Annotated in this window: 11 protein-coding genes; 9 read left to right on the top strand and 2 right to left on the bottom strand. The window is 66.5% G+C overall.

Annotation, left to right across the window (positions count from 1 at the left end):
• The first annotated feature begins 67 nt into the window (after positions 1 to 67).
• The 6 genes from AC3WOB_RS09255 to ltaE all read left to right on the top strand — a co-directional run bounded on the left by AC3WOB_RS09255 (position 68) and on the right by ltaE (position 7,991).
• A complete protein-coding gene (locus tag AC3WOB_RS09255) occupies positions 68 to 1,957 on the top strand; it encodes a propionate--CoA ligase (RefSeq protein WP_492274805.1) in 1,890 nt (629 codons plus the stop codon).
• Positions 1,954 to 2,361 (top strand): GlcG/HbpS family heme-binding protein, encoded by a 408-nt coding sequence (locus AC3WOB_RS09250; protein ID WP_013392257.1) that lies wholly within the window; start codon positions 1,954 to 1,956, stop codon positions 2,359 to 2,361. Before AC3WOB_RS09255 ends, AC3WOB_RS09250 begins: the two co-directional genes overlap by 4 nt.
• A complete protein-coding gene (locus AC3WOB_RS09245) occupies positions 2,358 to 3,698 on the top strand; it encodes an MFS transporter (RefSeq protein ID WP_492274804.1) in 1,341 nt (446 codons plus the stop codon). The genes AC3WOB_RS09250 and AC3WOB_RS09245 overlap by 4 nt, the downstream gene beginning before the upstream one ends.
• A gap of 224 nt (positions 3,699 to 3,922) precedes the next feature.
• Positions 3,923 to 5,902 (top strand): acetate--CoA ligase, encoded by a 1,980-nt coding sequence (gene acs / locus AC3WOB_RS09240; RefSeq protein WP_492274803.1) that lies wholly within the window; start codon positions 3,923 to 3,925, stop codon positions 5,900 to 5,902.
• A gap of 153 nt (positions 5,903 to 6,055) precedes the next feature.
• Positions 6,056 to 6,943 (top strand): DMT family transporter, encoded by an 888-nt coding sequence (locus AC3WOB_RS09235; RefSeq protein ID WP_492274802.1) that lies wholly within the window; start codon positions 6,056 to 6,058, stop codon positions 6,941 to 6,943.
• A 37-nt stretch (positions 6,944 to 6,980) separates the two neighbouring features.
• Positions 6,981 to 7,991: a low-specificity L-threonine aldolase gene (ltaE, locus tag AC3WOB_RS09230; RefSeq protein WP_492274801.1), complete on the top strand. Its 1,011-nt coding sequence runs from the start codon at positions 6,981 to 6,983 to the stop codon at positions 7,989 to 7,991.
• Between the two features lie 13 nt (positions 7,992 to 8,004).
• On the opposite strand, the gene aptA is transcribed toward ltaE, so the two are convergent.
• Together aptA and AC3WOB_RS09220 are read right to left on the bottom strand one after the other, a co-directional pair.
• A complete protein-coding gene (gene aptA / locus AC3WOB_RS09225) occupies positions 8,005 to 9,339 on the bottom strand; it encodes an omega-aminotransferase AptA (protein WP_492274800.1) in 1,335 nt (444 codons plus the stop codon).
• 158 nt (positions 9,340 to 9,497) lie between these two features.
• A complete protein-coding gene (locus AC3WOB_RS09220) occupies positions 9,498 to 10,379 on the bottom strand; it encodes a GntR family transcriptional regulator (RefSeq protein ID WP_492274799.1) in 882 nt (293 codons plus the stop codon).
• A 158-nt stretch (positions 10,380 to 10,537) separates the two neighbouring features.
• Here AC3WOB_RS09220 and AC3WOB_RS09215 point away from each other — a divergent pair, with 158 nt between their 5' ends.
• The 3 genes from AC3WOB_RS09215 to AC3WOB_RS09205 are packed head-to-tail and all read left to right on the top strand — an operon-like array spanning position 10,538 to position 14,217.
• The gene (locus AC3WOB_RS09215) at positions 10,538 to 11,644 is read left to right on the top strand and encodes a C45 family autoproteolytic acyltransferase/hydrolase (protein ID WP_492274798.1); all 1,107 of its coding nucleotides are present in this window, start codon (positions 10,538 to 10,540) and stop codon (positions 11,642 to 11,644) included.
• A gap of 50 nt (positions 11,645 to 11,694) precedes the next feature.
• Positions 11,695 to 13,266 carry an ABC transporter substrate-binding protein gene (locus AC3WOB_RS09210; protein ID WP_492274797.1) on the top strand — a complete coding sequence of 524 codons (1,572 nt, stop codon included), beginning with the start codon at positions 11,695 to 11,697 and terminating at the stop codon, positions 13,264 to 13,266.
• Between the two features lie 6 nt (positions 13,267 to 13,272).
• A complete protein-coding gene (locus tag AC3WOB_RS09205) occupies positions 13,273 to 14,217 on the top strand; it encodes an ABC transporter permease (protein ID WP_013392266.1) in 945 nt (314 codons plus the stop codon).
• The last annotated feature ends 6 nt before the right edge of the window (positions 14,218 to 14,223 follow it).

Here is a 14,223-nt window from a genome sequence, read left to right as displayed (position 1 = left end):
AATGACCGAATGATGCGAGAAGAAATCAATCAGCCTTAAGGCGTAAGAAAGATAACAGGAGACATAAATGCAAAAAACCCGGGATTTCCATTACCGCTCGATCCATGACCGCGACGTGTTCTGGCGGGAAGAGGCCAGCCGCATCCACTGGGAGACGCCTTTCGAGTCCGTGCTGGACTTTTCCCGGCCGCCGTTCGCCAAATGGTTCACGGGCGGGCGCACCAATCTCTGCTACAACGCCGTCGACCGCTGGCTGCCGACCCAGGCCGACTCGCCGGCCCTGATCTGGGTGTCCACCGAGGTGGAGCGCGAGCGCGTCTACACCCGCCAGGAAATGTACGAAGAGGTCAACGCCGCGGCCGCCATGCTCAAGGAACTTGGGGTGGGGCGTGGCGACCGGGTGCTGCTTTACATGCCCATGGTGCCGGAAGCCGTGTTCACCATGTTGGCGTGCGCGCGGATCGGCGCGGTGCACTCGGTGGTGTTCGGCGGCTTCGCCTCGGTCAACCTGGCCCAGCGTATCGACGATGCGGCCCCCAAGGTGGTGGTCTGCACCGACGGCGGTTCGCGCGGCGGCAAGGTCGTGCCTTATAAGCCTCTGCTGGACCGCGCCTTGGCGCTGGCCAAGACGCCGCCGGCCTCGGTGGTGGTGTTCGACCGCGGCCTGGCGCCGTTCGAACCCGTGGCGGGGCGCGACCTGGACTACGCGACCCTGCGCCAGCGCCATCTGGGCGCGCGGGTGCCGGTGGAGTGGCTGGAGTCGTCCGAGCCCAGCTACATCCTCTATACCTCCGGCACCACGGGCAAGCCCAAGGGCGTGCAGCGCGATACCGGCGGCTATGCCGTGGCGCTGGCCTCCTCCATGGAATACCTGTTTGACGGCCGCGCCGGCGAAACCTTCTTCTGCACGAGCGACATCGGCTGGGTGGTGGGCCACTCCTACATCATCTACGGCCCGCTGATCGGCGGACAGGCGACGGTGCTGTATGAAGGCACGCCGGTGCGCCCCGACGGCGCCATCCTGTGGAAGCTGGTGGAGCAGTTCGGCGTCAACACCCTGTTTTCGGCGCCGACCGCGGTGCGGGTGCTCAAGCGCCAGGACCCGGAGCTGCTCAAGCGCCACGACCTGTCCTCGCTGCGCGCGGTCTACCTGGCGGGCGAGCCGCTGGACGAACCCACGGCGCAATGGATCTCTGGCGGCCTAGGCAAGCCCATCATCGACAATTACTGGCAGACGGAATCGGGCTGGCCCATCCTGTCGGCCCAGCCGGGCGTGGAAAAAGTGCCGACCCGTTTCGGCAGCCCGTCGTTCCCGGTGTACGGCTTCGATGCGCGCATCGTCAGCGAGTCCACCGGCGAAGACCTGGGCCCCGACCAGAAGGGCGTGGTGGCCATCGTGCCGCCGCTGCCGCCGGGCGCCATGTCCACCATCTGGGGCGACGACGAGCGTTTCGTGCAGACCTATTTCACCTCCATTCCCGGCCGCCAGGTGTATTCCACCTTTGACTGGGGGCTGGTGGATGCCGATGGCTATTGGTTCATCCTGGGCCGCACCGACGATGTGATCAACGTGGCGGGCCATCGGCTGGGCACGCGCGAGATCGAGGAATCCGTCAACAGCCACAACGCGATCGCCGAATGCGCGGTGGTGGGCGTGGCGGACTCGCTCAAGGGGCAGGTGGCGATGGCGTTCGCGGTGCTCAAGAATCCCGCCGGCGCCGAAACCGAGGAAGGGGCAAAGCGCCTGGAAGGCGATATCATGCGGCTGGTGGAAGATCAGCTGGGAGCTGTGGCGAGGCCCGCCAGGATCCGGTTCGTGGGCGCGCTGCCCAAGACCCGTTCCGGCAAGGTCCTGCGCCGCGCGATCGTCGCGGTATGCGAAGGACGCGATCCCGGCGACCTGACCACCATAGAAGATCCATCCGCCCTGGAACAAATAAAGGAGTCGCTGCAATGAATACCAAGCCCGTGCTGAGCGCCGAAGACGTCAAGAAGATTTTGGCTGCGGCCGAAGCACACGCCCTGCAGAACAAGTGGGCGGTCGCCATCGCCGTCGTTGACGACGGCGGGCACCTGATGGGCATGTTGCGCCTGGACGGCGTTGCGCCGATTTCCTCCCACATTGCGCCGGCCAAGGCCAAGACGGCAGCCATGGGCTGCCGCGAATCGCGCATCTACGAAGAAATCATCAACAACGGGCGCTATTCGTTCCTGTCGGCGCCGCACCTCGAGGGCATGTTGGAAGGCGGCGTGCCGATCGTGGCCAATGGCCATGTGGTGGGTGCGGTCGGTGTGTCGGGCGTGAAATCGACCGAAGACGCGCTGATCGCGCAAGCTGGCATCGCCGCACTGGGCCTATGAGCCACGGCGAGCCGTCGGAAGCGCCGGTCGGCGCTTCCGCGCAGAACGCTGGAGCAGGGGGCGACGGCCCCCTGAATCCCGGCGTGGCCAAACGCGAGGTCTGGGCCTGGGCCATGTACGACTTCGCCAATTCCGGCTACACCACCGTGATCCTCACGGCGGTGTTCAGCACATATTTCGTCGGTGTGGTCGGCGGGCGCGCGCCCTGGGCCACGCTGGCCTGGACCGCGACGCTGTCGCTGTCCTATCTGCTCATCATGCTGACCATGCCCACCCTGGGCGCCCGCGCCGATGCGCGCGCCAGCAAGCGCCGCCTGCTTTTCACGAGCACGGTGGGCTGCGTGGCCGCCACGCTGGTGCTGACGCAGGCCGGGCCTGGCGACGTCTGGCTGGCGCTGGCCGCCATCGTCATTTCCAACTACTGCTACTGCGTCGGCGAATCGGTGGTCGCGGCCTTCCTGCCGGAACTCGCCCGGCCCTCGGCGCTGGGACGCGTCTCGGGCTGGGGCTGGAGCTTCGGCTATTGCGGCGGCATGCTCACGCTGGGCCTGTCGCTGGTCGTGGTGACCTTGGCCGAGGCGCGCGGCGAAACCGCCGAGCATTTCGTGCCTTGGGTCATCGTCGTCACCTGCACGGTGTTCGCGCTGGCGGCACTGCCGTCGTTCTTTCTGCTGCGCGAACGCGCCAAGCCGCAGGCCGGCAAGCAGGAAGCCCTGCACATACTCAAGCGCCTGGCCTATGCCTGGCGCGAAACCGGCCAGCACTTTCCGGAATTCCGCCGCCTGCTGATGTGCATCGCCTGCTATCAGGCGGGGATCTCGGTGGTGATCACGCTGGCTGCGGTCTATGCCTCGGAGGTCATGGGCTTCACCACGCCGCAGATCATGCTGCTGGTGTTCACCGTGAACATCGGCGCGGCGGCCGGCGCGTTCTCTTTCGGCTACGTGCAGGACCGCATCGGCCACAAGCCGGCGCTGGCCGTGACGCTGTGCGGCTGGATCGTGATGGTGCTGGTGGCCTACGCCGCGGTGACGGCGCCCGTGTTCTGGGTGGCCGCCACGCTGGCGGGGCTGTGCATGGGCACCACGCAGAGCGCGGGCCGCGCCATGACCGGCGCGCTCGCTCCCGCCGGCCGGCTGGCCGAGTTCTACTCGCTGTGGACCTTCGCGGTGCAGTTGGCCGCCGTGATCGGTCCGCTCACCTACGGCCTGGTGACCTGGGCCACGCATGGCAATCACCGCCTCGCGATCCTGGTGACCGGCCTGTTCTTCGTGGGCGGCCTCATCCTTTTGTCGCGCGTGGACGTGAAGCGCGGGCTGGCGCGGCGCGCGGCTTGAGGCGCGCGGTACGCGCAGGCCGCAGCGGCTGCTATCCTTATGGACTGTCCGGTGACGTCGCTACGATTGGCGGCGGCACGCCTTGATTGCCCGGCGCCGGCCTTGCCTCGCGGGCTCCGGCCCGCATTTTGCGTAAGGTGCCCGTAAGAGCGTGGCGATACGGTTGCGGTTGGGTAAAGAACAAGCGGCACAAACAACAGAATTACCGATTGGAGACAAAGATCATGTCGAACGCTATTGAGTCCGTACTGGTGGAAACCCGGGTGTTCCCGCCGCCCGAGCGCGCCGCGCAAGGCGCCGCGATCCCCAGCATGGAGGCCTACAACGCGCTGTGCGCGCAGGTCGAGAACGATTTCGACGGATTCTGGGCCGGGCAGGCGCGCGACAACCTGCAATGGTCCAAGCCGTTCACGCAGGTGCTGGACGAATCGGACGCGCCGTTCTACCGCTGGTTCGGCGACGGCGAACTGAACGTGTCGGCCAACTGTCTGGACGTGCACCTGACCAACGGCAACGCCGACAAGACCGCCATCATCTTTGAAACCGACGACGGCAAGGTCAACAAGGTCAGCTACCGCGAACTGCTGGCGCGCGTCTGCCGCTTCGCCAACGGCCTGGCGGCGCTGGGCTACAAGAAGGGCGACCGCGCCATCATCTACATGCCCATGTCGATCGAAGCCGTGGTGGCCATGCAGGCCTGCGCGCGCCTGGGCGTGACGCACTCGGTGGTGTTCGGCGGCTTCTCGGCCAAGAGCCTGCAGGAGCGCATCATGGACGTGGGCGCGTCGCTGGTCATCACCGCCGACGAACAGGTGCGCGGCGGCAAGACCATCCCGCTCAAGCCCGCCGTGGAAGAAGCCTTCACCATGGGCGGCTGCGAGGCCGTGACCAAGGTCATCGTGTACCGCCGCACCGGCGGCAAGGTGCAATGGAACGAAGGCCGCGACCTCTGGATGCACGACGTCGAGGCCGGCCAGCCCGACACCTGCGAGCCCGTGCCGGTCAACGCCGAGCACCCGCTCTTCATTCTCTACACCTCCGGCTCCACCGGCAAGCCCAAGGGCGTGCAGCATTCCTCGGCGGGCTACCTGCTGTGGGCGCTGCTGACGGTGAAGTGGACCTTCGACGCCCGCAAGGACGACGTCTACTGGTGCACGGCCGACGTGGGCTGGGTCACCGGCCACACCTACATCACCTACGGCCCGCTGGCGGCCGGCCTGACGCAGGTCGTGTTCGAAGGCGTGCCGACCTATCCCAACGCCGGCCGCTTCTGGGACATGATCGCGCGCCACAAGGTCACCACCTTCTACACCGCGCCCACCGCGATCCGCTCGCTGATCAAGGCCGCCGAGGCCGCGCCCGAAGCGCATCCGCAGAACTACGACCTGGACAGCCTGCGTATCATCGGCACGGTGGGCGAACCCATCAATCCCGAAGCCTGGATGTGGTACCACAAGAACATCGGCCGCGAGCGCTGCCCCATTGTGGACACCTGGTGGCAGACCGAGACCGGTGGCCACATGATCACGCCGCTGCCGGGCGCCACGCCGACCAAGCCGGGTTCCTGCACCTTGCCGCTGCCGGGCATCGCCGCCGCCATCGTCGATGAGACGGGTGGCGATGTGGAGCAGGGCAATGGCGGCTTCCTGGTCATCAAGCGTCCCTGGCCCGCCATGATCCGCAACATCTGGGGCGACCCGGAGCGTTTCAAGAAGAGCTACTTCCCGCCCGAATTGCGCGGCTACTACCTGGCTGGCGACGGCGCGCAGCGCGATGCTGACGGCTACTTCTGGATCATGGGCCGTATCGACGACGTGCTGAACGTGTCGGGCCACCGCCTGGGCACGATGGAGGTCGAGTCGGCCCTGGTGGCGCACGAACTGGTGGCGGAAGCCGCCGTGGTGGGCCGTCCCGACGACACCACCGGCGAAGCCGTGGTGGCCTTCGTGGTGCTCAAGCGTTCGCGTCCCGAAGGCGACGAGGCGCAAGCCATCGCCAAGGTGCTGCGCGACTGGGTGGCCAAGGAAATCGGCCCCATCGCCAAGCCCAAGGACATCCGCTTTGGCGACAACCTGCCCAAGACGCGTTCCGGCAAGATCATGCGCCGCCTGTTGCGCGTGGTCGCCAAGGGCGAGGAAATCACGCAGGACGTGTCCACGCTGGAGAACCCGGCCATCCTGGAACAGCTGGCCAAGTCCTTGTGATCGTTCCCGTCCGCATGATGGACGGGAATGGCCTGCCTGTGACCGCCCTGGCGGGTAAGGCAGGCGCATAATGTCATACGCCCGTATCGGAACCGCCGGTACGGGCGTATTTGCTTTTCCGCGTCCAGAATTCATTCCCACGGAGTCGTGCCAGTGAGCCGCAGCAGTTTCGATCGTGCAGGGCTAGCCCTGATGTTCAGCACCATCCTGGTCTGGGCGGGCAGCTGGATCGCGATGAAACTGATCGTCCCGTATATCGGCCCGTTCGACTTCGTGGCGCTGCGCTATGTATCGGGCGGCGTGGTGCTGTTCGCGCTGGCCATCGCGATGCGGCGTCCGCTGGCGATGCCGCCCTGGAAGCTGACCTTGCTGATCGGCCTGACGCAAACGGCCGGATTCCAGGGCTTTGTACAGACGGCGCTGGTATCGGGCGGCGTGGGCAAGGTCTCGCTCATGGCCTACACGATGCCGTTCTGGGTGATCCTGTTCGCGTGGTGGTTCCTGGGCGAACGCCCCACGGCGCGGCATGGTCTGGGCATCGCCATGGCCGCCATCGGGCTGGTCTGTTTCGTCGAACCCTGGAACGGCCTGGGCGATATCCGCCCCGTGTTGTTGGGGCTGGGCAGCGGTTTGTGCTGGGGCGTGGGCACGGTGTTGTCCAAGCGCATGTTCGAGCGGCACGCGCCGGATGTGATGACTTTCACGGCCTGGCAGATGCTGCTGGGCGGACTGGTCATGACGCCTGTCGCCTTTCTGGTGCCGCAGATGCCCGCGATATGGGGCTGGCAGCTTTGGACCGGCATGGTCTACATCGTGCTGATCGCGACGGCCGCGGGCTGGCTGTTGTGGCTGCTGGTGGTGCGCCTGGTGCCGGCTTCGATCGCGGGACTGTCCAGCCTGGGCGTGCCCGTCGTCGCTATGTTGTTCGCCTGGGCGCTGTTGTCCGAACAACCCAGTCCTGCCGAGCTGGGTGGCATGGCGCTGATTCTGGCCGGCATCTGGGTGGTGAGCCGCGCGGCGCCGGCCGTGCGCGCCGACTAATCTTTTTCAGAATTCCTTTTCCATACCAGGATTTTCCATGATCGATCTGCGTAGCGACACCGTCACCCGGCCATCCGCGGCCATGCTGCAAGCCATGGTATCCGCGCCCCTGGGCGATGACGTGATGGGCGACGACCCGACCGTGATCCGTCTGCAGGAGGCGGTTGCCGAACGCACCGGCAAGGCGGCGGGCCTGTTCTTTCCGTCCGGCACGCAAAGCAATCTGGGGGCGCTGATGGCCCACTGCGAGCGCGGCGACGAGTATCTGGTGGGCCAGCTCGCGCACACCTACAAGTATGAAGGGGGCGGCGCGGCCGTGCTGGGCAGCATCCAGCCGCAGCCGATCGAGCACGCGGAGGACGGCTCCCTGCCGCTGGAAAAGCTGGCCGCGGCGCTCAAGCCCGAGGGCGATGCGCACTTCGCCCGCACCCGCCTGCTGGCGCTGGAAAACACCTTCCACGGCAAGCTGATCCCCGCCGACTACGTGCAGGCTGCGACCGACTGGGCGCGCCAGCACGGACTGGCCACCCATCTGGACGGCGCCCGCGTGTTCAATGCCGCGGTGGCCAGCGGCAAGCCGGTGGCGGACCTGTGCCAGCCCTTCGATTCGGTGTCCCTCTGCTTTTCGAAAGGCCTGGGCGCGCCGGTGGGTTCGGTACTGGTGGGCAGCGCCGAGCTGATCGCCCGCGCCCGCCGCTGGCGCAAGATGCTGGGCGGCGGCCTGCGCCAGGCCGGCGTGCTGGCCGCGGCCTGCCTGTATGCGCTGGAGCACAACGTGGAGCGCCTGGCCGATGACCACGAGAACGCCCGCCTGCTGGCGGAGGGGCTGCGCGGCATTCCGGGCGTCAAGGTATTGAGCCAGGACACCAACATGGTGTTCGCTGAATTCGAGCCTGCGCGTTGCGAGGAACTCACGGCCAAACTGGCCGCCGACGGCATCCAGATGCGGGCCGTCTACGGCGGCCCGACGCGCCTGGTCACGCACCTGGACGTGTCCGCCGCGGATGTGCGGCAGGTGGTCCAGGCGGTGGCGCGGCACCTGGCATAGGCAGGGTCGGCGCTCAGGCGTCCGCGCGCAGCACGTCCGACAACACCGAGAACAACTCGTCGATCTGCGCGCGCTCAATGATGAGCGGGGGCGACAGCAGCATGGTGTCGCCCGCCGAGCGGATCAGGCAGCCGCGCTCCAGGCAGGCCTGGTGCACGGCATAGGCCCGCTGGCCAGGCTTGCCGTCCAAGGGCTCCAACTCGATGGCGGCCAGCAGGCCGATGTTGCGGATGTCGACGACGTGCGGTAGTCCCTTCAGGCTGTGCGCGGCGTCCTCCCAATAGCGCCAGAGTTCGCGGCTGCGCTGGAACAGACCCTCGCGGCGGCAGATGTCCAGGGTCGCCAGGCCGGCGGCGCAGGCCACCGGATGGCCGGAATAGGTGTAGCCATGGGCCAGTTCGATGGCGCTGTCCGGTCCTTGCATGAAGGCATCGTAGACATGCTGCTGCACCAGCGTCGCGCCCATGGGGATGGCGCCGTTGGTCAGCCCCTTGGCGCTGGTGATGATGTCGGGCGTGACGCCGAAGTGCGATGAGGCGAAGGCGCCGTCGATACGGCCGAAGGCGCAGATCACTTCGTCGAAGATCAGCAGGATGCCGTGCGCGTCACAGATCTGCCGCAGCTTCTGCAGGTAGCCTTTGGGCGGCACCAGCACGCCGGTCGAGCCCGCCACCGGCTCCACGATGACGGCGGCGATGGTGGACGCGTCATGCAGCGCGACGATGCGCTCCAGCGTATCGGCCAGGTGGGCGCCCCAATCGGGTTGGCCACGGGTGTAGGCCATCTGGTTGCGGTCATAGGTGTGCGGCAGATGGTCCACATAGGGCAGCAGATTGCCGAAAGGCTTGCGGTGGCCGGCGATGCCAGACACCGACAGGCCGCCGAAGCCCACGCCGTGGTACGAGCGCTCGCGTCCGATCAGGCGCACCCGCTGCCCCTGGCCGCGCGCCCGGTGATAGCCCAGCGCGATCTTCAGCGCGGTATCTACCGCTTCGGAGCCGGAGTTCGAGAAAAACACATTGGAGAACCCGGCGGGCGCCTCCTGGCGCAAGGCCTCGGCCAATTCGAAGGCCAGGGGATGGCTCATCTGGAACGAGGGCGCGTAGTCCAGTTCGTGGGCGGTGCGGGCGATGGCATCGACGATTTCTGGGCGGCGGTGCCCGGCGTTCACGCACCACAGGCCCGCAATACCGTCGAGCACGCGGCGTCCGTCCGGTCGGATGTAGTGCATGCCCTCGGCTGCGCTGAACAGCACCGGCGCGCGCTTGTAGCGCCGGTTCGCGGTGAAGGGCATCCAATAGGCTTCGGCGTTGATGGCGGGTGTGGGATGAGGCGCTGACGATGGCATGGGGGTTCCGGCGTGGATGGATTTGTGGTTCCTATTTTGTATTAATAGATTGATAAATACAATACAAGAAGGCCCGAACGCAATCCACAACGCGGATGCCATGCGTACCCGAGATCCGCCAGGGCGTGCTGGCGGATGAATGAAAGCGGAGAGGGGGCTTAGGACACCTGCAGCGAGGTCTTCAAGTGGCGCCGCATGAGCTGGGAAGCCCATTCCTGGTCGCCGGCTTCGAGCGCGTCGATGATCTGCAGGTGTTCGCTGCTGGAATTGATGAAGCGCGCGTCGCGGTAGAACGCGGCATGCTCTTCCAGCCGGCGCAACTGGTTCTGCTGCTGCACCGCCTGCAGGATGTAGCGGTTGCCCGAGAAGCGGGCCAGCATCTCGTGGAACGAGGCGTTGAGATTGAAGAATTCAGTGGCTGAGATGTCGGCGTCGCTGCGCACGGCCAGCGCTTCATGCGCGGCGCGCATGCGCGCCAGCGCTTCGCGGTCCAGGCGGAACGTGGGTTCCAGCAGGCCCGCGCATTCGATGGTCATGCGGAACCGGTAGCTCTCGTTGAGCGCGTCGCGGTTCTCCAACGACGGCGAAAACTGCCAGCCGTGTCCCTTGCGCTTTTCGATCAGGCCGTCCGCCGACAACTGCAGCAGGGTCTTGGTCAGCACGCTGCGCGGCGCCGGATAGCGCTGCTGAAGATCGCGCTCGGTAAAGGTTTCCGGCAGCGCGCGCGAGGCGCGGTCATCGATCAAACGGCGATACAGCTCGTCTTGCGTGGGGCCGGCGCCCGCGATGGCGGGCGGCGCGGCGGCGGCATGGGCCGCCACCGTGTAGCCGCTGTTGGGGCGATGCGTGATGAGGCCCTGCGCGGCCAGCAGCTTGAGCGCGCCGCGCACCGGCGTGCGCGACACCTCGTAGTTCGCCGCCAGCGCTTCCTCCGACAGGTGGTCGCCGGGCGCGAAGCGCCGGGCCACGATGTCTTCCGCGATATGGCGCGCCAGGTCGACTTGCAGCGGAGTGGGGCGGGCAGGGGCGGCGTTGGACATGAGGGCTGGGCGCGAAAGGCGACGGAGTCGGAATGGTACCGGAGAGCCTCGGGCGTGCACGCCGCAGGCATGGCTCGGTGGAAACCCTTGTATTGAACTTTTTCATATATTAGTACAAAATTTGCCCGTCTATGAATCTCGCTCCGGAGTCTTGAGCCGTGACTTTGCCTACCCCTTTCCCCCTGGTCGACGTGCAGGGCAGCCCCTATGAGCGCGGTCGCCAGCACGGCGCCGCCGTCCCCGAACGCGTGGCGCGCAGCGTGGCCCTCTACCGCGGGCAGCTGGAGCGGCGCGGCGTCGCCACGGATCGCCTGAAGCAATTGGCCGCCGCCATGGTGCCGGTGGTGGGCGACTATGACGCGGCCTACCTGGAGGAGCTGCGCGGCATCGCCGACGGATCGGGCCAGGCGCTGGAGGACGTGGTGGTCATCAACTGCCGCACCGAAATGATGTTCGGCCATGCCGAGCTGGGCCGCGCCCGCAAGGGCCTGGACGATGGCTGCACCGGCCTGATCGTGCTGCCCGAGGCCGCCGCCGGCGGCAAGCTCATGCATGCCCACAACTGGGATTGGCGCGAGGAATGCGTGGACACCGGCATCGTGCTGCGCATGCGGCGCGAGGACGGCCCCGATCTCTTGATGTTCACCGAGGCGGGCAGCCTGGCGCGCCACGGCTTCAATAGCGCGGGCGTGTCCCTGTCCGGTAACTTCCTGTCCTGCGAGCACGATTACCAGCGTCCCGCCGAAGTGCCGCTGGTGCTGGTGCGGCGCAAGATGCTGGAAGCCACCAACATTTGCAACGCCATGAAGGTGCTGTGGGCGTCGCGGCGCTTCTGCTCCAACAACCTGATGCTGGCGCAGGCGCAGGGCGAAGCGGTCGACCTGGAATGTTCGCCCGACGAGATCTTCTGGATCACGCCCGAGGATGGCCTGCTGGTCCACGCCAACCATTGGATCAGCCCGCCCGCGCGCGCCAAGCTGTTCGACAAAGGCCTGGCCGCCAATCCGGATTCGATCTACCGCCAACGCCGCGTGCAGGACATGCTGGCGCGCGCGGCTGGCGGTATTGACTGGGACAAGGTCAAACGCATCCTGGCCGACGACTTCGCCGCGCCGGACGGCGTGCTGCGCTCGCCCAAGCCGGCCAGCTTCGACAGCATCTCGGCCACGGTGGCCACCACCTTGATGGAACCGGCCAGCGGCGTGATGTGGATCGCCCGCAAGCCCTACGAAGGACGCAACTTCGCTGAGTACCGGCTCTTCTGAGCCGGCCCCGGACCCGTATGCGGCTAGCGCCGCCCATGGAGTGACCCCCTATGAATTCGCATGGTTCGCGCGTCAAGAACGCGCTGCTGTTGTCCGCCGCGTTGGCCGGCGCCATGGCCGGCATGCCCGCAGCGGTGTGGGCGCAGGCTGCCGTTCCTGAAATCCGCTACGCCGAGGGCTCGGGCACGCCGACCACGCTGCCCGGCGGGCGTTCCCGCAACACCTCCACCGACAACGTGCTGGCCCACGTGGTGGAGTCCCTGGTGGCGCTGCGCGCCGACATGAGCGTGGCTCCCATGCTGGCCGACAGCTGGACGCTGTCCGACGATAAGCGCGCCTACACCTTCAAGCTGCGCCAGGGCCTCACCTTTCACGACGGCTCGCCCATGACCTCGGCCGACGTCAAGTGGACCTACGACTATCTCAACGGCGCCCAGTCCGAGTATTCCTGCAAGAACCTCTACGACGGCAGCAAGGGCGCCAAGGTCGTGGCGGTGGAAACGCCGGATCCGGCCACCGTGGTATTCAGGCTGGAGCAGCCCTACGCGCTGTTCCTGGATCAGATGGCCAGCGTCCAGTGTCCGATGCCAGTGCTGAGCGCCAAGAGCGTCGATGCCGAGGGCAAGTGGGTCAAACCCATAGGCACCGGCCCCTACGTCCTTGCCGAATGGAAGAAGGAGCAGTACCTGCTGTTGACGCCGTATGCGGGCTACAAGCCGCGCGAGGAAGCGCCCAGTGGTATGGCGGGGAAGAAAACCGCGCAGGCCAATGTGCGCTTCGTGGTGATTCCGGACGCTGCGGCGCAAAAGGCGGCCCTGATGGCGGGGCAGGTCGACGCCTACAACGCGGACGAAGACAATCTGCCGATCAAAGATCCGCGCTGGAACATCGTCACCGAGCAGGGGCTGGATACCGTCAATCTGCTGATGCAGACGCGCGCGCCCTTGCTGTCGGATGTGAACATGCGCCGCGCCATCGCGCTGGCGCTGGATTTTCCCGGCATCGCCCGGGCGCTGAACAACGGCCAGGCCGCCTACAACCCGTCCCTGGTGCCCGCCGCCAGCGCCTACTACTCCGAGGCCGACCGCGCCGGCTACGAGAAGAACCTGAAAGAGGTCAAGCGCCTGCTCGACGCCGCCGGCTATCGCGGCGAACCCTTGAAGCTGCAGGCCAACAAGCGCTATCCCTATCTGTACCGGGTCGCGGTGGTGACGCAGCAGTTGCTGGGCAAGGCCGGCATCAAGGCCGAACTGGACATGCTGGAGTGGGGCACGCAGGTGACCAACTTCCGCGAAGGCAAGTTCCAGCTGATGGCATTTGCCTACTCGGCGCGCACCGAGCCCGCGCTGATGTTCCGCGACGTGATCGGCGACAAGTCCAAGACGCCCATGGCCCAATGGGAAAGTCCTGAAGCCGCGGCCATCCTGGAAGGCATCGAGGCCGAGTCCGATCCCGCCGTGCGCAAGCAGGCGTTCGACAAGCTGCATGCCTTGATGCTGCGCGACACTCCGCTGCTGATGTACTACAACAAACCGGGCTATGTCGTGGTCTCCAGCAAGCTGCAGGGCTTTACGGGCTGGCCGCTGCGCAAGCCGCGTTTCTTCAACGTGACCAAGAACTGAGGCGCCGTGCTGGGCTATCTACTCAAGCGCATCGCGGCGTCGGTGCCCACCGTGATCGTGGTCACGGTGCTGGTGTTCGCGCTGATACGCGCGATTCCCGGCGATCCGGCCTCGCTGATGCTGGGCGATATCGACAACCCGGCGCTGCTGGCGGAAATGCGCCACGCGCTGGGGCTGGATCGCCCCGTCGGCGAGCAGTTCCTGATCTGGGTGGGCAACGCGCTGCAAGGCGACCTGGGCATGTCCATCGCGCGGCGCGAACCGGTGATGCACCTGGTGCTGACGCATTTTGCGGTGACGGCCCAGGTAGTGCTGACGGCGACGCTGCTGGCCTGCCTGGTGGCGGTGCCCGCCGGCATGGTCGCCGCCTGGCGCCAGAACCGCCGCGCCGATACCGCCATCGTGTCGACCTCGATCCTGTTCGTGTCCATGCCCAGCTTCTGGGTCGGCATCCTGTTGATCTGGCTGTTCGGCGTGAAGCTGAACTGGCTGCCGGTGTACGGCTTTGAATCCATCGCCCAGGGCGGCCTGGGCGCGGCGCGTTATCTGGTGCTGCCGGTATGCGCCATCGTGCTGACGGAGATCGCCGCCATCACGCGCATGATGCGCGCCAGCACCATCGAGACCCTGCGGCTGGAATACGTGGCGCATGCGCGCGCCAAGGGCCTGCCGGAAAAGCGCGTCATGCTGCGCCACGTGCTGCCGAATTCGTTCGGTCCCACCCTGACGGTGATCGGCTTGATGCTGGGCCATCTGCTGTCGGGCGCCGCGGTGATCGAGACCGTGTTCACGTTGCCGGGCATCGGCCGCCTGCTGGTCGAAAGCATCTATGCGCGGGACTACCCGGTGGTGCAGGGCTGCCTGCTGTTCATCGCGCTGTTGTACGTGGCGGTCAACCTGGTGGTGGATCTGCTGTATCCGCTGTTCGACCCGCGCGTGAAGCTTCAATAGGATCAT

The sequence above is a fragment of the Achromobacter sp. FW305-C-30-7 genome (genome assembly GCF_058783105.1).
This window is presented reverse-complemented; position numbering and strand designations above follow the sequence as displayed.

What these genes read in the sequence shown, in the direction of transcription:
- AC3WOB_RS09255 (WP_492274805.1), top strand. Translation starts at nt 68, where the DNA reads ATGCAAAAAACCCGGGATTTCCATTACCGCTCGATCCATGACCGCGAC.
- AC3WOB_RS09250 (WP_013392257.1), top strand. Translation starts at nt 1,954, where the DNA reads ATGAATACCAAGCCCGTGCTGAGCGCCGAAGACGTCAAGAAGATTTTG.
- AC3WOB_RS09245 (WP_492274804.1), top strand. Translation starts at nt 2,358, where the DNA reads ATGAGCCACGGCGAGCCGTCGGAAGCGCCGGTCGGCGCTTCCGCGCAG.
- acs (WP_492274803.1), top strand. Translation starts at nt 3,923, where the DNA reads ATGTCGAACGCTATTGAGTCCGTACTGGTGGAAACCCGGGTGTTCCCG.
- ltaE (WP_492274801.1), top strand. Translation starts at nt 6,981, where the DNA reads ATGATCGATCTGCGTAGCGACACCGTCACCCGGCCATCCGCGGCCATG.
- aptA (WP_492274800.1), bottom strand. Translation starts at nt 9,339, where the DNA reads ATGCCATCGTCAGCGCCTCATCCCACACCCGCCATCAACGCCGAAGCC.
- AC3WOB_RS09220 (WP_492274799.1), bottom strand. Translation starts at nt 10,379, where the DNA reads ATGTCCAACGCCGCCCCTGCCCGCCCCACTCCGCTGCAAGTCGACCTG.
- AC3WOB_RS09210 (WP_492274797.1), top strand. Translation starts at nt 11,695, where the DNA reads ATGAATTCGCATGGTTCGCGCGTCAAGAACGCGCTGCTGTTGTCCGCC.